The organism is Dyadobacter sp. HNCC25DJ187 (genome assembly GCF_056895255.1).
On sequence record NZ_JBXHAT010000004.1, the window covers coordinates 16,101 to 34,244 of the forward strand.

Below are 18,144 nucleotides of genomic sequence, written 5' to 3' on the forward strand. Positions count from 1 at the left end.
CTCCTTACGACTAAAAATTAGTCCAGCGTAATTTCCAATGCCAATCCACGAAGTTCGTGAACAAGTACATTGAATGACTCCGGAATATTTGGTTTCGGAAGGTTTTCACCTTTCACGATTGCTTCATAAGCTTTGGCACGGCCCACAACGTCATCCGACTTAACAGTAAGGATTTCCTGAAGAATGTGAGATGCACCGAATGCTTCAAGTGCCCACACTTCCATTTCTCCAAAACGCTGACCTCCAAACTGTGCTTTACCACCCAAAGGCTGTTGTGTAATAAGTGAATACGGTCCGATTGAACGCGCGTGCATCTTATCATCAACAAGGTGACCAAGTTTCATCATATACATAAGTCCTACTGTAACCGGCTGGTCAAACTGCTCACCAGTCAAACCATTGTACAGGTAAGTACGTCCCCATTCCGGCAAACCAGCTTCCGCCAATTCCGCAGCAACTTCAGCTTCTGTCGCTCCGTCAAAGATTGGTGTAGCATATCTGCGGCCCAGTTTCAAACCAGCCCATGCAAGAATAGTTTCATATATCTGACCGATGTTCATACGTGATGGTACCCCAAGTGGGTTCAACACGATATTCATTGGCGTCCCGTCTTCAAGGAATGGCATGTCTTCATCACGGACAATACGGGCAACAACCCCTTTGTTACCGTGGCGACCCGCCATTTTATCTCCTACTTTCAACTTACGCTTCTTGGCGATATATACTTTCGCCAATTTCACAATACCAGCTGGAAGTTCATCACCTACTTCAAGTGCAAAACGATCACGCTTGAAACGCCCCATCAGTTCACTGCGGGCATTCAGGTAATTTTTCAGAACAAGTGAAATCTGAGTATTTGTATCTGTATCATCGCTCCATGAGTCAGTCAATACGTCACCGATAAGGTTCACCTCTTCAGCAACAGCATACTGGCTTTCGTCACGGTATGGGTTGTTAGCAGGGAACAAGTTTTCAGAGATATTTCTCACATTAAACTTCATTCCTTTTGAAATCAACTCATCACCAAACTTATGCTTTACACCTTGTGAGGTTTTACCATCAGTAAGTGTAACCAGTTTATCAATGATACGTCCACGAAGTGCTGTAAGATCACGACCATATTTTTTCATCAAAATACGTAGTTCTTCTTTGTGCTTCGCACGCTCTTCCTTGGTAGGACGAGAGAAAAGTTTTGTATCGATTACTACACCCTTCATGGATGGTGGTGCTTTCTTAGAAGCATCTTTTACATCACCAGCCTTATCTCCAAAAATTGCACGAAGCAGTTTTTCTTCCGGAGTAGGATCTGATTCTCCTTTCGGAGTGATTTTACCAATCAGGATATCACCTTCTTTGATCTCGGTACCAACTTGTACGATACCGTTTTCATCAAGATTTTTAACAGTTTCCTCACTTACATTAGGAATCTCTGCAGTCAGTTCTTCCTCACCGCGTTTTGTATCACGCACTTCCAGTTCAAATTCTTCAATGTGAATAGAAGTAAAGATATCGTCACGAACCACTTTTTCGGAGATTACAATTGCATCCTCAAAGTTGTATCCCTGCCACGGCATGAACGCAACCAGAAGGTTACGACCCAAAGCAAGTTCACCACCTTCTGTACCATATCCCTGGCAAAGTGCTTCACCTTTCTTCACCTTTTGGCCTTTAAGAACCATTGGCTGAAGGTTAAGACAGGTATCCTGGTTAGTACGACGGAACTTCACTAAATCGTAAGCAACGCTATCGTCGATAAAGCTGACAAGACGATCTGCATCAGTTCTGTCATATTTAACTACGATTTTCTTCGCATCGACGTACTCAATCACACCGTCGCCTTCCGCTACAACAAGAGCACGGGAATCCATGGCAACACGTTTTTCAAGACCGGTACCTACGATCGGTGCTTGTGGACGCAACAATGGAACACCCTGGCGCTGCATGTTCGATCCCATCAGGGCACGGTTAGCATCATCATGTTCAAGGAATGGAATGAGAGATGCAGCCACAGATACAATCTGATTGGCAGCAACGTCCATATAAGACGCCTGAGATGGATCCACCATCGGGAAATCACCTTCAAAACGCGTTTTAATTTTTTCTACCGTAAAGTTTCCTTCTTTATCCACAGAGGCATTTGCCTGAGCGATATATTTAGAATCCTCTTCTTCGGCAGTCATGTAGATCAGCTCGTCAGTAAGCTTTCCTGAACCATCGATTACACGATATGGCGTTTCGATAAAGCCCATTCCGTTTACTTTCGCGAACACGCAAAGAGAAGAAATCAAACCAATGTTTGGACCTTCCGGTGTTTCAATCGTACAAAGACGACCATAGTGCGTGTAGTGAACGTCACGAACCTCAAAACCAGCTCTTTCACGTGAAAGACCACCTGGACCAAGTGCAGACATACGACGCTTATGCGTAATTTCAGCCAGCGGATTCGTTTGATCCATGAACTGAGAAAGCTGGTTCGTACCGAAGAACGAGTTGATTACAGAAGACAGTGTACGCGCATTAATCAGATCAACGGGTTTGAAGTCTTCATTATCACGAACATTCATACGCTCTTTGATGGTACGTGCCATACGGGCAAGACCTACACCAAATTGCGCATAAAGCTGCTCTCCAACAGTACGAACACGACGATTTGACAAGTGATCAATATCATCGACAACCGCTTTAGCATTGATTAGACCGATCAGATACTTCACGATAGAAACGATATCACCAGTAGTCAGTACACGTACATCAAGACTGGTGTCAGAACCTAATTTCTTGTTGATACGGTAACGACCAACATCACCAAGGTCATAACGCTTATCACTGAAGAACAAACTTTGGATTACATCTCTTGCAGTTTGCTCATCCGGCGCCTCTGCGTTACGAAGCTGACGGTAAATTTGCTCAACAGCTTCTTTGTCAGAGTTTGAGCTATCTTTTTGAAGCGTATTATAAATAATGTTATAATCCGCAACATTCATATCGTCTTTGTGTAGGATCACCGATTTCTGACCAGATTCAAGGATTACCTCGATATCGTCAGTTGTGATTGTTGAATCACGCTCCAGCAACACTTCGTTGCGCTGAATAGAAACAACTTCACCAGTATCCTCATCCACGAAATCTTCTGTCCAGGTACGTAATACCCTTGCAGCCAAACGGCGACCTACCGCCTTCTTAAGATTTGCAGATGTTGCCACAATCTCCTCAGAAAGACCGAAAAGGTCCAGGATATCCTTATCAGATCCAAAACCAATTGCTCTCAGAAGTGTTGTAACGGGGAATTTTTTCTTACGGTCGATGTACGCGTACATCACATTATTCACATCCGTCGAGAATTCAATCCATGAACCTTTGAACGGGATGATACGTGCCGAATACAATTTAGAACCGTTGGTATGCTTGCTCATAGAGAAGAACACACCCGGAGAACGGTGTAGCTGTGATACAATTACACGTTCTGCACCATTGATTACGAAAGAACCACGTTCAGTCATATAAGGAATATTCCCAAGGAATACCTCCTGTTCAATCGTTTCGAATTCTTCATGGTCAGCATCATTACAGATCAAACGCAACTTTGCTTTCAAAGGAACTGCGTAAGTAAGACCACGGTCAATAGATTCGTCAACAGAATACTTCGGCGGTTCAAGAAGATAATCGATGAACTCAAGCACGAAGTTGTCGCGCGAATCTGCAATTGGAAAGTTCTCAGCGAAAACTTTGTACAATCCTTCGTCAGAACGATCTTCAACGGATGTATCCAGACTGAAGAAATCACGGAACGATTGTACCTGAATTCCTAGCAAATCCGGATAATCGATGATCTGATTAATCCTGGAAAAATTTATTCTGGGTGTTGCTTTAATTGTAGCCAAGGCTATTTCTGATTTGGGTTAGAAGAACGAAAAACTTAGCGTAAGCCATTAATTATGGCTGCTTGCAATCGCACTAATTAATTTAAAACCTTAATCGCACGCCTCGTAGAACATTAAGAAGACTTGTCCCTTTTCTTCTTTCCTACGAGTAAAGAAGTGTTTCAGACAATATCTTCGGGGGGAAGATAAACCGGTGCAATGTTGATCAGAACACCAGCTGTATAATACTTAACGCTATTTGTACAAAAAATGTTTGGTTTATACACAAAATAGGAAATAGACCTGACGTAAATCAGGCCTATTTCCTTCAAGTATAGTTCTTGGTTGTTGCAAAGTAATAATTACTTCACTTCAACTTCAGCACCAGCTTCTTCAAGTTGTTTTTTCAAAGCTTCTGCTTCGTCTTTAGCAACTCCTTCTTTAACTGGTTTCGGAGCGCCGTCAACTAGTTCTTTCGCTTCTTTCAGTCCAAGACCAGTAAGATCTTTAACCAATTTCACAACTGCCAGTTTACCAGCACCTGCTGATTTCAAAATTACATCAAAAGACGTTTTTTCTTCTGCTGCTGGAGCGTCACCGCTTCCACCTGCTGGTCCTGCAACCATTACTGCACCTGCAGCTGCTGGTTCGATACCATATTCGTCTTTAAGAATTGTAGCCAATTCGTTCACTTCTTTAACCGTAAGGTTAACAAGCTGTTCCGCGAAAGCTTTCAAATCTGCCATTTTATTTTCGATTTTTTGATTATACAATATAAGATGATTTTGAAGCTCCATTTATTATCAACCCGGAGAGCTCAGCCTGGCTACTTATATAATTAGTCTTCTTTCTCAGATAAAGTTTTGAGAATTCCAGCCAATTTGTTTCCACCGCTTGAAAGAGCGCTGATAACATTTTTGGCAGGAGATTGCAACAATCCGATAACTTCTCCGACAAGCTCTTGCTTCGATTTCAACGAAATCAAAACATCAAGCTGGCTTTCTCCTACGAAAACTGCAGAATCCACTGAAGCTCCTTTGAACTTAAGTTTATCGCTACCAGATTTCTTCTTGAAGTCTTTAATCAATTGTGCAGGAACTTTACCTGACTCCGGGTGAAACATGATACCGGAAAATCCTTTAAGAACCTCATCAAATGATGAATAATCCGTATCTAATGTTTCTAGTGCTTTCTTGATCAGGGTATTCTTAACAACACGATACTCAACACCTTTTTCGAAGCAAAGGCCTCTAAGTGTATTCACCTCGCCAACAGACATTCCGTTTGCACTGGTAATATAAAAGTATGGCGTGTTCGAGAATTTCTGACTTAGCTCGTCAATAATTACTGCTTTCTCTTCCCGTGTCATATTATAATCCTGGAATCGTGTTTTTATCAATAGTAACACCCGGGCTCATCGTACTTGACAAGTGAATGCTCTTAACGTAGGTACCCTTTGCAGATGATGGCTTAAGGCGAATCAATGTATTGATTACCTCTGTTGCATTTTGCGCAAGTTGGTCAGTTCCGAAAGAAACTTTACCTACACTCGTATGAATGATACCGGTCTTGTCAACCTTGAAATCAATCTTACCAGCTTTTACTTCTTTAACAGCCTTGGCTACGTCTGGTGTTACAGTACCTGACTTAGGGTTTGGCATCAGACCACGTGGACCTAATACTTTACCTAATTTACCCACTTTTGCCATTACAGAAGGCATAGTGATGATTACGTCGATGTCTGTCCAGCCTTGTTCAATCTTTTGGATGAACTCGTCAAGGCCAACATAATCTGCTCCAGCTTCTTTCGCTTCTGCCTCCTTGTCCGGAGTACACAAAACCAATACGCGTACTTCTTTTCCGGTTCCGTGTGGCAATGTTACCACGCCACGTACCATTTGATCAGCTTTACGAGGATCTACGCCAAGACGTACATCGATGTCCACTGATGAATCAAATTTGGTATAGGAAATCGTCTTAAGTACCTCAGCTGCTGCCTCTAATGAGTAAGCTTGGTCTGCATCGAATTTCGAAAGAGCTTCTTTTTGCTTTTTGGTCAATTTTCCCATGTTCTTTGTTTCTTAGGCGTTATTTAAACGCTCAGTTGTTTTCTTCCCACGGGGCTTTGCCAGCTACGGTAATACCCATACTACGAGCCGTTCCCGCAATCATCTTCATAGCAGACTCAACAGTAAAGCAGTTAAGATCAGGCATTTTTGTCTCAGCGATCGTACGAACCTGATCCCAAGATACTGAACCTACTTTTAAACGGTTTGGCTGAGCCGAACCAGTCTTTACTTTTGATGCTTCCAGAAGCAAAATCGCGGCCGGGGGGGTCTTAATGACAAAGTCAAAAGACTTATCCTTGTAGTACGTAATAACTACCGGCAATACCACACCAGGCTTATCCTGAGTACGGCCATTGAATTGCTTACAAAACTCCATGATATTCAAACCCTTCGATCCTAATGCAGGACCGATTGGAGGTGAAGGGTTGGCTGAGCCACCTTTTACCTGTAGTTTGACGTATCCACCTATTTCTTTTGCCATTGTTTTGGAATTTGTTCGGTTCACTGATTAATTAATCGGCTCACATGCAAGTGGAAGCTTACCCTGCCCGTTCTTTTAATCAATTATCCTTTTCTACTTGTGCGTAACTGAGTTCCACGGGTGTATTACGCCCGAATATTTTTACAACTACATTGAGTTTTTTCTTCTCATCAAACACTTCCTCGACCAAGCCGATGAAGCCACTAAACGGTCCATCTACCACCTGAACAGTCTCGCCTTTAATAAACGACATACTTGGCGCTTCTTCCAGCTGCTCTGCTTCATCCACACGTCCCAGTATTCTGTTGATCTCCGATTGTCTCAGAGGAACAGGTACTTTTGAGTTACCTTCCGAGTTTCCGAGAAATCCTATTACTCCCGGAATACTTGTAATAATATGCAAAACTTCCCCTTTGGATAAATCAGCTGAAATGATAATGTACCCAGGGAAAAAGTTTTTCTCCCTCACTCTCTTTTTACCATTACGCATTTCATATATCTTCTCTGAAGGAATAAGAATTTGCGGAACGAATTCTGTGAGCTTTTGCCGTGTTATTTCATTCTCAATATAGGACTTGATTTTTTTCTCTTGTCCTGACACAGCTCTTAATACAAACCAATTTAGACTACTCATACCATTCGGGGGATTGCCAATATAATAGCCTTAGAAAGACTGATAAAACAGCCTTAGCGCATTTTCAAAAACGAGATCCATTATTCCTACAACAAATGCAAAAATAAGTGAACCCACAAGCACTAAAGTTGTGTTGGCCTGAAGTTCATTAAAAGGAGGCCATGTAACGTGCTGGGTCATTTCTTCCCAGGACAGTTTCAAAAAAGAAGTAAATTTTTCCATTTTTCTTTTTTATTATGCACGGGTGGAGAGATTCGAACTCCCATCAACGGTTTTGGAGACCGCTATTCTACCCTTGAACTACACCCGTGTATCGTGCAATGCTTCCTTTCGGGGGTGCAAAGATACAATTTATTTACAAAAAACAAGTGCATTCCAAAAGAAATGCACTTGTTTTTATTTTTACCTCAGATTAGTCAACAATCTCAGTTACCTGACCAGCACCTACGGTACGTCCACCTTCACGAATCGCGAAACGAAGACCTTTTTCCATAGCAATTTTGTTGATCAATTTCACATCGATAGTAACGTTATCACCTGGCATAACCATTTCTACTCCAGCTGGAAGAGTGATCTCTCCAGTTACGTCCGTAGTACGGAAGTAGAATTGAGGACGATATTTGTTAAAGAATGGAGTGTGACGTCCACCTTCTTCTTTCGATAGTACGTAAACCTCGCCTTTGAAAGTAGCATGAGGCTTAACTGAACCTGGCTTACAGATTACCATACCACGACGGATATCTTCTTTGTTGATACCACGTAGCAATAGACCTACGTTATCACCAGCTTCTCCACGGTCAAGGATTTTACGGAACATCTCAACACCAGTTACGGTTGATTTAAGACCTTCTGCACCCATACCCAAAATATCTACTGGCTCTCCAGAGTTAATTACTCCTCTTTCGATACGACCAGTTGCAACAGTACCACGACCTGTGATCGAGAATACGTCTTCAACAGGCATAAGGAAAGGAAGATCAGTCATACGAGGAGGAATTGGAATGTAGCTGTCAACAGCATCCATCAAATCTTCGATCGTTTTAACCCATTTCTCTTCTCCATTCAAACCACCCAAAGCAGAACCCTGGATAACAGGAATGTTGTCTCCATCGTATTCGTAGAAGCTCAAAAGCTCACGAATTTCCATTTCAACAAGCTCAAGAAGCTCAGGATCATCAACCATATCCACTTTGTTCATGAATACTACTAGCTGAGGAACACCTACCTGGCGAGCCAAAAGAATGTGCTCACGAGTTTGTGGCATAGGACCATCCGTAGCAGCAACTACGATGATAGCTCCATCCATCTGAGCAGCTCCTGTAACCATGTTCTTTACGTAATCCGCGTGACCTGGGCAGTCAACGTGTGCGTAGTGACGATTAGCAGTTGCGTATTCTACGTGAGATGTGTTAATTGTGATACCACGCTCTTTCTCTTCAGGAGCATTATCAATTGATGAGAAATCACGAAGTTGTGCAAGACCCTTTTTCGCCAACACAGTTGTGATAGCAGCAGTAAGGGTAGTTTTACCGTGGTCAACGTGCCCGATAGTACCAATATTTACGTGGGGTTTCGAGCGGTCAAACGTCTCTTTTGCCATGACTTAAGTACGCTTAAATTAAAAGTTATTACGAATTTATTAAACACTAATGATTGATTCCGTTTAGCTCATCTTCCTGACCGAGCGCCTCAAAATCAATTAACCTAAACAATATGAATCAAAACCTTTTATGAGCCATTGAGATATTAAATCCTCAATATTTCAAAATCTTACGAGCTATTGAGGGGATTTGAACCCCTGACCTCTTCCTTACCAAGGAAGTGCTCTACCCCTGAGCTACAACAGCAAAATTTCAAACTTTTTCAGAAATACTACTTTAAGCATTTCCATTTTTCCTTAAACAACCAAAAAGCGATCAGCGAAAAATTATCAAAATGAATGTTTTCGCTGATCGCTCTCGGGTGTTTTAAAATTGAGCGGAAGACGAGGTTCGAACTCGCGACCTATAGCTTGGAAGGCTATCGCTCTACCAGCTGAGCTACTTCCGCAATTGTGTTGTGCCTGATTTCTAAACTGGTGATTAAGAAATCAACTCTGGCTCAAACTGTGGGGGCGGATGGATTCGAACCACCGTAGGCGTACACCAGCAGATTTACAGTCTGCCCCATTTGGCCACTCTGGTACACCCCCTTGTCAATATTTCAATACATCCGTGAAAACCGCTTGTTTCACTTTTGGAGCTGCAAAATTATACCGTTTTTTGTTATGCTCAAACTTTTTTGCAAAAAAAATTTAAAAAAAATGTGGGGTACAAGAAAATACATTCTCAATTACCCCACATTCAGAGCATTACGTTTTTATAATTTAATTCCGAAACTGAGCATATTTACTTTCGGCCCTCGGTTTGTTTCGTGTAATGTATTCAGGTCGTAGTTGACAAAAAGATCTACAAAATTCTTGAAACCTATTTCAGCTGCCAGACCGTACCTAAAATCATTCAGGTAGTAATTGATTCTCTCACGATCATTATCTTTTATGCCTACTCTCCTTACTTTTGAATAACTACCTAACCGATATCCGCCATACACTCCAGCACTCACATAAGACACAAAGGAATTTTTGAAACTTACAGTAGGCATCAGCGATAGGTTCACATTGGGAACAACCAATTTACTTTTACGCAACTCCACTTCATTGCCACCAGCATCCTCAACCAATGGAAAATCCACTCTGTCAGACAATTTAGTGATGGTATTATTTCCATCGTACATCAGGTTGAACCAGGAAAAATCAATGCCAAAATCAAGATGAAATCCTGCCTTTTGACCCCGAACAATTTTGGCACTCGTAATATAACCCAGACTTACAAAACGCGATCCGAATGGACGCAAATCATAATCTTCTTTGTTGTAAATTCCTCCCGGATCATTGGAACCGTAGGTATTCAATCCCAGCGCAAAGGCAAAACCCTTTCGTGCACTGCTTCCTGAACGGGAGCGATGCAAATTCTTGCCAATACGTTTGTAATCCTTGTCTTTATCATCATCGTTATCAGCGTCTCTGACAGATACTCCATCCGAACCAATTCTCACCTCGGTATTGCCATCTTTTACATGTACACCTCTTACCCCTATCCGCACATAATCTTCATCAGATTTATTTTTCAAATAACGCTTGCCATCCACCTCCTCTCTCAGATAAGTCGTATCCGCACCGGACGAATCCAATTTGACATGCAAATCCCTCAACAATGCATTCAGATCGTACTTCATGATCTTGTCCAACTCTGATCTGTTTTCTCCGTAGATGATCAGTCGTGTTTTATTTCCAAAGGTGACGATGATCGAATCCTTTTCTGACTGCTGATTTACTTCTGACGCTTTCACACCCGGAAGTGCACAGCATAACGCAATAACTATAGCTACATACAATTGCTTTTTCATGGCTTCTGATTCTTAAAATTTAGTTCTCTCTTTTAGGTCCTGATATTTTTCTGATACTTTTTCTTCTCCGTCTCTCAAACGGCCATCTACACGTGCAACTACTTCTTTCGGATTGAATCCTACTTCCGTCCAGTCTACCGAGTCTCCATGTTTTACATTTTTTAACTGACGGAATATTCTACTTAACCGAGACGATTTTTCCTGCTCATTTTCTATTGATGGTTCCGATACATGTACCACGATCGTTCTGCTTTCGGCTTCCCTTTGCATTGCTGGGACTGTGCTTGCTATCTCCTCCACAGTTTCAATCTCAGGATAACTTGGCTCTTTATGTACATCACTTATCAGAGATTCTTTCCTGATAGCCGGCTCAATGATAGCCGCCATCGGCTGGGATACTATTTCCACAGACTCTTCTTCTACAGGTTGCTTCACTTGTTCCCTTTCAGAAGGCTTTTTCGATGACATCGCCAACAAATCGGTTTTTATCTCTGAAAGGCTATCCGAGTTAGTCAGAGGATTTACATAACCCTTTTTCACCTTCACGGTATTATTGGCTTCCAATGCCAGCTCAGATCCAACATTCCCGGCCTCATTCATCCAGATCATATAGCCTGCCATTAACGAGATAGCTACTCCTGCAGCCATGTACCAGACCATTAGAGGTAACCTTTTCTCTTTTTTTCCGGGACTAATACGTTCCCATGCAGAAGCAGAAGGTGTACGCTCAACGCCTTCAAGCTTCTTTCTGAAAATATCATCAATAGGATGCTTTTTCATAATTCACTTTTTTTTTAAATCCTTGCTCCCATTCCAAAACCATCTTTTGCAGCATTGCTCTTGCCCTATGCAATTGTGATTTTGAAGTACTCTCACTAATTCCCATCATTTCTGCAATCTCGGCATGACTGTAACCTTCAATAGCATACAAATTGAACACTGTCCTGTAACCAACCGGCAGATCACTGATCAGGTTGAGAAGCTCCTCTGCATTCAGGTTCTCATCAGCCAGAGAATAATCAGGAATGTTGTCCGCTTCATCAGACAAACCATCTTCCATCATTCTCTTCTTCTTTCTAAGATAGCCCAGTGCTTCATTCACCATAATCCTGCGTATCCACCCTTCAAAACTTCCCTGTTCAGAAAACTGGTCAATCTTATTGAATACCCTCATGAAACCCTCAATCATAATGTCCTCGGCAATCATTTCATCACAGGCATAGCGGAAACATAACCCCAGCATGCGCGAGCTATATTTTTCGTACACTTGTCGCTGCGCTTTCGGATCTTGCTTCCTAAGCGCTTTCACAAGCTGTGCTTCCTGATTAAAAAATGATAGAATTCGACTCATTCAGAATGTTAATTTCAAACACAAGATGCTGCTACACCTGAGCAAGGTTGCATCGCAGTCACATTTTTTTATACGTTATATTGTATTATTTTTTGCTTATTGACAACAGAAAATAATAATCGACTCATTTAAAGAACTTTAAGTAGGTACAATTCAATAATAAAAAGGTGTTAAAAACTTATTTATTCACTAAAAATAATATTCTGCTACTGATCTTTTAGTTTTGAAATAAAATAAACCAACGCATAAGATGTTCGATTCAACAGCTCCTATCGGAATTTTCGATAGTGGTATTGGTGGTATGACCGTAGCTAGTGCAGTGACACGATTATTGCCCAAAGAAAATACAATCTATTTCGGAGACACAGCTCATTTACCTTACGGTGACAAGTCGACGGCTGCCATTCAGGCCTACTCGATCAAAATCTGTAACATGCTCCTGCAACAGAACTGTAAGCTGATTCTTATCGCCTGCAATTCCGCCTCTGCTGCAGCCTTCGAACTGGTGAAAGAATATGTTGGAAGTAAAGCATGGGTACTGAATGTAATAGATCCTGTGGTGGATTATATAAAGGAGCACTACGATGGGAAAACGATCGGGCTGATTGGTACCAAACAAACTGTGTTATCCAATGTCTATAAAAAGAAAGTAGATGCTCTGAACAAAAATATTCAGCTTAAATCGCTTGCAACGCCTTTACTTGCACCGATGATTGAGGAAGGCTTCTTCGATAACAATATAAGCGAAAGCATTATTGCCAGCTATCTCTCCGACCCTGCTATAGCAGATATAGAAGCATTGATCTTGGGGTGTACTCATTATCCACTGATCAAAGAACAGATAGGCGCTTACTATGGAAATAAAGTAGAGATACTTGATACATCAGAAATTGTTGCAAACTCATTAAGAGCACTGTTGGAGCAACATTATCTGATTAACGACAAAGGAGAAGGAAAACGGAACTTTTATGTCTCCGATTATACCCTCTCCTTTGAGCAATCCACCAATATATTTTTTGGCAAGCAGATTCAGTTGCAGCATTACCCTTTATGGGAGTAGCTTAGTCCTGATATACTATTTTAAGAGGTTCGAGCAGCCCTGACGGCATAGGTTGCCATGAGGAGGCATCGAACTTCTTATAGGTAATATCTGCAACGTTAATATCATAAAATTTCTTCCAGTCAGGAAGCTGCCTGTCGCGCAAACGCATGTAATTAGCAGACAGATTGGTAACCTCAATTTCCATTTCATTCCCCTTTTCCTTAAGAATTCCGGGTATTATATCTGCAATAAATGGAATTGACCAAAACGTCCCCAGATCCTTCCCATTGATTTTAACCGACGCCACTTCTCGCACATCACCCAAATCTAGTTGTAAAGCTCTTTTCGTTAACACTGCTTTCGGTACATCAAACGTCAGAGTATACCTCGCTGTACCAGAAAAATAAACTGCAGAATCTGATAGCTCAGTCCATGAACCTAATTGCTGCAACTTTACAGGCTTAGGTAACGATGGACGTCCTTTTATAAAACTGATATTCCAACTACCTGTAACAGGAATCTTCTTTACAACTCCATTGCCTTTTGAAGCTGTCTGAGGCCCCGCTGATTCTTCCAGAAAGCAGGATTGTCCGGGTAACAAATTGAGATAAACCTGAGCAATTCCTGCACTATCTCTTTTCGCCAATATTGAAGTTCCGGTCAAAGGATCATTTTTAGCAACCGACTTGATCTTCCCAAGTGACACCCATCCCTCAGAAAAAGTATTTCCCAGATTGGACACGAAATATACAATCTTACCATCTCTTGTCTTACGGATATATGAAAGACCCTTTTTTGAAAGCGCCTCTTGTACGACACCATTTTTCTCCAACAACTTATCAATATCATTGCCCACCTGTACAGAGCTTAACTTAGCCAGTGCAGATATATTCTCTACGAATACCTTTTGTCTTTCCTGATGTCTGTTAAAGCCAGCAACCTGCTCAGGTGTTTTTCCCTGAAAAATAATCTTGCCGCCTGCTTTAGCGAGTTGGAGAAGCAGTGCCAACGTTTCTTCCGGCATATATGTTTCCGATGGGATGATCAAAGTTTTATAGGCCGTTGATTCGGAAGCCAGGTTCCCATTTGCATCCACTTTAAGTCTCTCCAGCTGTCGGTCCGATACAAAGTCGAAAGAGTAACCCTCTTTCCAAAGTTTCTGTGTCAGCTTTCCAAATGGGAGATCAAGCAGCCATCTGTCTACGTGGTGCACTTCTAATAGGTGTACTCCACCAGACGATCTCGCAGGTTTCGCCCACAAATCGTGGATCGGGAAATAGACGAGCACATCATTATCAGGCTTACTATTCTGTAAAATGCTCTGACATTTTTCTACATATTGATTCAAGAGATGAAAATGCTCTGCAAAATGGGAAGTCGGACCATAGTTGGTTGACGCATAAAACAACCATCCGGGATAAGCTTCGTCAACAGGTGAATAAGTAGTTCCGTGGTAAAATATATGATTGATACCAGAAACAAACAGTTCATCAATCTGAGGCTTAATTTGAGACAAGGAGACTTTGAAATGATTCGCAAGCCAGGTACTGGTTTCAGAACTCACTAATTTTTTCCCCGAAAAATGTGCTGCAGATGATGCAAATTTCATTGCCAGAGGATTCGGTGTTCCAAACTGCTTAATAGAATAGTCAGGATCCACGCGAAGTCCCGGAATAGGAAAGCGACTCGTCCCGAATGACTCTGTTTCTGGAATATCGGACTCATCATACAAATCCAGAAGATTTCCCGGTGACCCATGTGCCTGGTAGCGGGTAACAAATCCTTTATTTTTACTCCATTTGGTCCAGGTATTTGCATAACGCTCCCGTAAGAGCTCAGCCAACGTTTGCTGATAATCGATTCTCACCAATTGTGCATTTTCCTTATTAACCGAATCTTTTAGTAAAGCCAGATTGGGCCTGAGGTCATATCCTCTTCTTTTCTGAAATTCGCTTAGAAAATCCTCTGTCCAGTTAGCACCATAGGCTTCGTAGGAATCCATATACATCGATCTCGGCTTCTGTTTTACAGTCGAAAATGCAGAATCAAATCGAGTCAGATATTGAGACATTGCAGATTTGTGAAACGGATTAAATACCAATCCTTCGCCACCCGGTGCAGCTCGTTTCACCATTTGTTTGGTATTCTTTACAGTTGGGGCACCATCGGCAACCTCCATCTGCATTGCACCCAGTTCAGGAGTAACGTTAGGTCCTCCAAATGGCCAGCCGGTTCCTGTGGTCATATCAACGCCCAATTCTAACCTCTTACCTTGCTCTATTGTGTATTCCATCATCTCTAACCATTTAGGACTTAAGAATGGAATAAAGTCTTTTTCCGCTCCTTTTGCACCATAAATAGGGATGATATGAACTCCCCCCAAACCCGACTTTTTGAAAGTTTCCAACTGGACCTTGATGTCTTGTTTTTTGACAGCACTACCCATCCACCACCAATAAGTCCAGGGCTTCGCGGTTGAAATATTCTGTGCGTTTGCATTCCATGCAAAGCAACACAGGCATAAAAGGATTTTAATACGCATTGTAAACATTTTTTTCATTTAAAGACACGGTCCAAATTTCTTACCCTACTTTACATGAATATTTTCATAGACATTACTAACAAAAAAGGCGAAACCGTTTCCGATTCCGCCTCATACATATTCATGGTGGTGATAAACTAATTTTGAGAATAGGCATGTTTAACCCGTGAGTTGATAAAATCACGCGCTGCCTGATCCCTTTTACTATTACGGTACCAGAGGTATCCAATTACTGCTACAATCAGGTATGGCATGACAAACAAATACACAATACCTGTATTCAACCCCACTCCTACATTATTTCTTCCGTTTCCGATCGTGCTTTCCACAGAGCCACGGCACATAGCACACTGAGCCCAGGAATCAGCAGATGTCAATACCAGCATGGCCAGCATTCCGAATAAAACAGCTATCTTTTTCATACGTAATATGGACTTATCATCAAATATACAACTACCCCGCTGATACTTACATATAACCATATCGGAAAAGCAAATTTCACTGCTTTCCTATGTTGAGGTAATTGATTGGTATAGCCAAAATAGACCGCTCTGAGCACGAACCAAACTACCCCGATCGATAACAAAATATGCGAAATCAATAAAAAGTAATAAGTAAAACGTAGAATTGCTCCTTCACCTCCAAATGGAGTAGACTGATTAGAAATGTGGTAAAGTACATAACAAACCAGAAAGACAGCTCCCAAACCAAAAGCTGCGGTCATCATTTGTCGGTGTCCGTTTACATTTCCTCTTCTGATATGGTAATAGCCTGCAATAAGGCATATAGCAGTAAGTGAGTTAATAACTCCTATCACATGCGGAAGGACCCTCGTCCACTCACCAAGCTCTACCTTTTGTCTGATACCCAATATGGCTGCCACGGCTACAGGAATAGCTATAGCAAGTATATTGATGATGCGCTCGTACTTCTTCTGATCCTTATCAAGCATTAATGTCGCCATAACCTATTTCACCAAACCTCTTTTTTCGCCTAAATCTAAAATTTTTATTTCCGCCATTAACCGATCCGTCTCTTCACGGCTGGCTCCGTTGTAATATCCTCTGATGTGCCCATCCTTGTCGACCAACAGCCATTTCGTCTCCTGCTCACCTCTGGCACTTTTAGCAATGTCCGTATAATCCCATTTCAAAATATTGGTCTGCTCCACCTTGTTCAAGGTGACAATCTGCACACCCTCTTTCCAATCTTTCCCTAGATTAATTATCGTATCACTTACCAACATCAGATTCAAGTCTTTGATTCCCTCTCTGAGTCCATAAATTCTATCCAGATTATCACGCATCACTTCACAGCTATCCTCACAATTCCTGCCAAAATAACTTACTACGGTAAGCTTATTATTAAAGCTGTAGCCAGCAATATCAGGCAAAGCGTAAAAGATGGTATCACCCTTAATGATCGAAACCACACCAGCTGAATCTTTAACCGGATGGAAATAGGGAATATTATAATGGTTCGTTGTAAAGAACCTCAGGAAGCCAAAAACCAAAGCCGGTATTACTAATGTTACAATCAGTAATCCGGCCTTGACATATTTTTTTATCATTTATTCTTAACCAAAGATGGCGTCGTAGATAGCCTGTCCTTCAAGCAGAAGCGCAAGGATTAACCATGCTACAAATAATATTGGTACCAGTATGGACCATATCAAAGACTTTGATTCGTGTTTTAAGTGCATAAACTCACCCACGATATAGAACGCTTTCACGATAGTCATTACGATGAAGATACTAATCTTCAATACACCGTGAGGAACAGTAAATGCAATAAGGAATTCCAGCGCGGTAAGAATCAACAGGATCCAGAACGTTTTCCAGATTGCTTTGCGTTGTTCAGCACCTGCATTAGGATCCTGATTATGTATATGATGAACTTCTGACATGATATCTAAATATTAAGAGGTTTCCGTGCGACTAAACCAGATAAAAGAATGTAAATACAAATACCCAAACAAGGTCTACAAAGTGCCAGTACAAACCAACCTTTTCAACCATTTCGTAGCTACCGCGTCTGTCATAAAGACCTGTTGCTGCACGGAAGAAAATCAGGATATTCAAAATCACACCACTGAATACGTGCGTTCCGTGGAACCCGGTAATAAAAAAGAAGAAATCAGCAAATGCCGGAGGACCATACTGGTTCTCTGTCAGATTAGCCCCAAATACTGTTTTGGTGACTTCAACTCCGTTCTCGATTACTGTAAAAACAGATCCCGAATCAGTCCCATGAATAAAGTGAGCCCATTCCCAAGCCTGGCAACCTAGGAACGTAAAACCACCCAGGATAGTCCAAAGCATATATTTTTCAACACTTGCACGATCCATACGGTGTCCTGCTTCTACTGCCAATACCATCGTTACACTACTTGCGATAAGTATGAAAGTCATGATACCCACAAATACCAAAGGCAGTGACATTCCATGTAAAAACGGAACCGCCTCATATACCTTTTCAGGAATTGGCCAGTATAAATTAGAAAACGTAAAGTCAGCAAAATCACCTGAAAACGCGGGAAAACTAAATCTCTGATACCCATACGCCACCAATAAGGCAGAGAAAGTAAAAGTATCTGAAATGAGGAAAAACCACATCATTAGTTTACCGTAACTCGCTTTCATAGGCTCAATACCTCCCATCCACATTTTGGGTTCTACCGAGCCAGGTGTTGTTACATGTGCAGCCATTGGTGAAAAATTA

18 protein-coding genes and 4 tRNA genes are annotated in these 18,144 nt (G+C 41.6%); 1 reads left to right on the top strand and 21 read right to left on the bottom strand.

Features of this window, described 5'->3' with window-relative positions:
- Positions 1–17 precede the first annotated feature (17 nt).
- The 15 genes from rpoB to AC1XUE_RS23535 all read right to left on the bottom strand — a co-directional run bounded on the left by rpoB (position 18) and on the right by AC1XUE_RS23535 (position 11,839).
- Positions 18–3,881 carry a DNA-directed RNA polymerase subunit beta gene (rpoB, locus tag AC1XUE_RS23465; protein WP_483358440.1) on the bottom strand — a complete coding sequence of 1,288 codons (3,864 nt, stop codon included), beginning with the start codon at positions 3,879–3,881 and terminating at the stop codon, positions 18–20.
- Positions 3,882–4,222: 341 nt separating this feature from the next.
- Positions 4,223–4,606 carry a 50S ribosomal protein L7/L12 gene (rplL, locus tag AC1XUE_RS23470; RefSeq protein ID WP_483358625.1) on the bottom strand — a complete coding sequence of 128 codons (384 nt, stop codon included), beginning with the start codon at positions 4,604–4,606 and terminating at the stop codon, positions 4,223–4,225.
- 92 nt (positions 4,607–4,698) lie between these two features.
- Positions 4,699–5,229 (bottom strand): 50S ribosomal protein L10, encoded by a 531-nt coding sequence (gene rplJ / locus AC1XUE_RS23475; protein ID WP_483358441.1) that lies wholly within the window; start codon positions 5,227–5,229, stop codon positions 4,699–4,701.
- Position 5,230: 1 nt separating this feature from the next.
- Positions 5,231–5,929, bottom strand: coding sequence for a 50S ribosomal protein L1 (gene rplA, locus AC1XUE_RS23480; RefSeq protein ID WP_115832002.1), 699 nt, complete (start codon positions 5,927–5,929; stop codon positions 5,231–5,233).
- Between the two features lie 31 nt (positions 5,930–5,960).
- On the bottom strand, positions 5,961–6,410 hold the full coding sequence (rplK, locus tag AC1XUE_RS23485) for a 50S ribosomal protein L11 (protein WP_115832003.1): 450 nt from the start codon (positions 6,408–6,410) through the stop codon (positions 5,961–5,963).
- Positions 6,411–6,489: 79 nt separating this feature from the next.
- Positions 6,490–7,044, bottom strand: a complete 555-nt coding sequence (nusG, locus tag AC1XUE_RS23490; protein ID WP_115832004.1) for a transcription termination/antitermination protein NusG — start codon at positions 7,042–7,044, stop codon at positions 6,490–6,492.
- A gap of 30 nt (positions 7,045–7,074) precedes the next feature.
- Positions 7,075–7,266 carry a preprotein translocase subunit SecE gene (gene secE / locus AC1XUE_RS23495; RefSeq protein ID WP_115832005.1) on the bottom strand — a complete coding sequence of 64 codons (192 nt, stop codon included), beginning with the start codon at positions 7,264–7,266 and terminating at the stop codon, positions 7,075–7,077.
- Between the two features lie 17 nt (positions 7,267–7,283).
- Positions 7,284–7,354: transfer RNA gene (locus tag AC1XUE_RS23500), tRNA-Trp, on the bottom strand.
- A gap of 102 nt (positions 7,355–7,456) precedes the next feature.
- Positions 7,457–8,644, bottom strand: coding sequence for an elongation factor Tu (gene tuf, locus AC1XUE_RS23505; protein WP_115832006.1), 1,188 nt, complete (start codon positions 8,642–8,644; stop codon positions 7,457–7,459).
- A gap of 175 nt (positions 8,645–8,819) precedes the next feature.
- Positions 8,820–8,891: transfer RNA gene (locus tag AC1XUE_RS23510), tRNA-Thr, on the bottom strand.
- A gap of 129 nt (positions 8,892–9,020) precedes the next feature.
- Positions 9,021–9,093, bottom strand: a tRNA-Gly gene (locus AC1XUE_RS23515).
- A gap of 59 nt (positions 9,094–9,152) precedes the next feature.
- Positions 9,153–9,235: transfer RNA gene (locus AC1XUE_RS23520), tRNA-Tyr, on the bottom strand.
- A 167-nt stretch (positions 9,236–9,402) separates the two neighbouring features.
- Positions 9,403–10,488, bottom strand: coding sequence for a porin family protein (locus AC1XUE_RS23525; protein ID WP_483358442.1), 1,086 nt, complete (start codon positions 10,486–10,488; stop codon positions 9,403–9,405).
- Between the two features lie 12 nt (positions 10,489–10,500).
- Positions 10,501–11,268 carry a hypothetical protein gene (locus tag AC1XUE_RS23530; protein WP_483358443.1) on the bottom strand — a complete coding sequence of 256 codons (768 nt, stop codon included), beginning with the start codon at positions 11,266–11,268 and terminating at the stop codon, positions 10,501–10,503.
- Entirely contained in the window at positions 11,249–11,839 is a 591-nt protein-coding gene (locus AC1XUE_RS23535) for an RNA polymerase sigma factor (protein WP_483358444.1), read from the bottom strand. Before AC1XUE_RS23535 ends, AC1XUE_RS23530 begins: the two co-directional genes overlap by 20 nt.
- Positions 11,840–12,089: 250 nt before the next feature.
- Between AC1XUE_RS23535 and murI the strand changes: the two genes are divergently transcribed.
- Positions 12,090–12,899 carry a glutamate racemase gene (gene murI, locus AC1XUE_RS23540; RefSeq protein WP_483358445.1) on the top strand — a complete coding sequence of 270 codons (810 nt, stop codon included), beginning with the start codon at positions 12,090–12,092 and terminating at the stop codon, positions 12,897–12,899.
- Position 12,900: 1 nt separating this feature from the next.
- Here the strand turns inward: murI and AC1XUE_RS23545 are convergent, their stop codons facing one another.
- The 6 genes from AC1XUE_RS23545 to AC1XUE_RS23570 all read right to left on the bottom strand — a co-directional run bounded on the left by AC1XUE_RS23545 (position 12,901) and on the right by AC1XUE_RS23570 (position 18,131).
- Positions 12,901–15,423 (bottom strand): glycosyl hydrolase, encoded by a 2,523-nt coding sequence (locus AC1XUE_RS23545; protein WP_483358446.1) that lies wholly within the window; start codon positions 15,421–15,423, stop codon positions 12,901–12,903.
- Positions 15,424–15,560: 137 nt separating this feature from the next.
- A complete protein-coding gene (locus AC1XUE_RS23550; RefSeq protein ID WP_483358447.1) occupies positions 15,561–15,845 on the bottom strand; it encodes a hypothetical protein in 285 nt (94 codons plus the stop codon).
- Positions 15,842–16,387: a DUF420 domain-containing protein gene (locus tag AC1XUE_RS23555; RefSeq protein WP_483358448.1), complete on the bottom strand. Its 546-nt coding sequence runs from the start codon at positions 16,385–16,387 to the stop codon at positions 15,842–15,844. The genes AC1XUE_RS23550 and AC1XUE_RS23555 overlap by 4 nt, the downstream gene beginning before the upstream one ends.
- A gap of 3 nt (positions 16,388–16,390) precedes the next feature.
- Entirely contained in the window at positions 16,391–16,993 is a 603-nt protein-coding gene (locus AC1XUE_RS23560; RefSeq protein WP_483358449.1) for a hypothetical protein, read from the bottom strand.
- Positions 16,994–16,999: 6 nt separating this feature from the next.
- Positions 17,000–17,329 (bottom strand): cytochrome C oxidase subunit IV family protein, encoded by a 330-nt coding sequence (locus tag AC1XUE_RS23565; RefSeq protein WP_483358450.1) that lies wholly within the window; start codon positions 17,327–17,329, stop codon positions 17,000–17,002.
- A 31-nt stretch (positions 17,330–17,360) separates the two neighbouring features.
- Positions 17,361–18,131: a cytochrome c oxidase subunit 3 gene (locus tag AC1XUE_RS23570; protein WP_483358451.1), complete on the bottom strand. Its 771-nt coding sequence runs from the start codon at positions 18,129–18,131 to the stop codon at positions 17,361–17,363.
- Positions 18,132–18,144 lie beyond the last annotated feature (13 nt).

Coding starts and splice junctions, on each gene's coding strand:
- rplL (WP_483358625.1), bottom strand. CDS start 4,606: ATGGCAGATTTGAAAGCTTTCGCGGAACAGCTTGTTAACCTTACGGTT.
- rplJ (WP_483358441.1), bottom strand. CDS start 5,229: ATGACACGGGAAGAGAAAGCAGTAATTATTGACGAGCTAAGTCAGAAA.
- rplA (WP_115832002.1), bottom strand. CDS start 5,929: ATGGGAAAATTGACCAAAAAGCAAAAAGAAGCTCTTTCGAAATTCGAT.
- rplK (WP_115832003.1), bottom strand. CDS start 6,410: ATGGCAAAAGAAATAGGTGGATACGTCAAACTACAGGTAAAAGGTGGC.
- nusG (WP_115832004.1), bottom strand. CDS start 7,044: ATGAGTAGTCTAAATTGGTTTGTATTAAGAGCTGTGTCAGGACAAGAG.
- secE (WP_115832005.1), bottom strand. CDS start 7,266: ATGGAAAAATTTACTTCTTTTTTGAAACTGTCCTGGGAAGAAATGACC.
- tuf (WP_115832006.1), bottom strand. CDS start 8,644: ATGGCAAAAGAGACGTTTGACCGCTCGAAACCCCACGTAAATATTGGT.
- AC1XUE_RS23525 (WP_483358442.1), bottom strand. CDS start 10,488: ATGAAAAAGCAATTGTATGTAGCTATAGTTATTGCGTTATGCTGTGCA.
- AC1XUE_RS23530 (WP_483358443.1), bottom strand. CDS start 11,268: ATGAAAAAGCATCCTATTGATGATATTTTCAGAAAGAAGCTTGAAGGC.
- AC1XUE_RS23535 (WP_483358444.1), bottom strand. CDS start 11,839: ATGAGTCGAATTCTATCATTTTTTAATCAGGAAGCACAGCTTGTGAAA.
- murI (WP_483358445.1), top strand. CDS start 12,090: ATGTTCGATTCAACAGCTCCTATCGGAATTTTCGATAGTGGTATTGGT.
- AC1XUE_RS23545 (WP_483358446.1), bottom strand. CDS start 15,423: ATGCGTATTAAAATCCTTTTATGCCTGTGTTGCTTTGCATGGAATGCA.
- AC1XUE_RS23550 (WP_483358447.1), bottom strand. CDS start 15,845: ATGAAAAAGATAGCTGTTTTATTCGGAATGCTGGCCATGCTGGTATTG.
- AC1XUE_RS23555 (WP_483358448.1), bottom strand. CDS start 16,387: ATGGCGACATTAATGCTTGATAAGGATCAGAAGAAGTACGAGCGCATC.
- AC1XUE_RS23560 (WP_483358449.1), bottom strand. CDS start 16,993: ATGATAAAAAAATATGTCAAGGCCGGATTACTGATTGTAACATTAGTA.
- AC1XUE_RS23565 (WP_483358450.1), bottom strand. CDS start 17,329: ATGTCAGAAGTTCATCATATACATAATCAGGATCCTAATGCAGGTGCT.
- AC1XUE_RS23570 (WP_483358451.1), bottom strand. CDS start 18,131: ATGGCTGCACATGTAACAACACCTGGCTCGGTAGAACCCAAAATGTGG.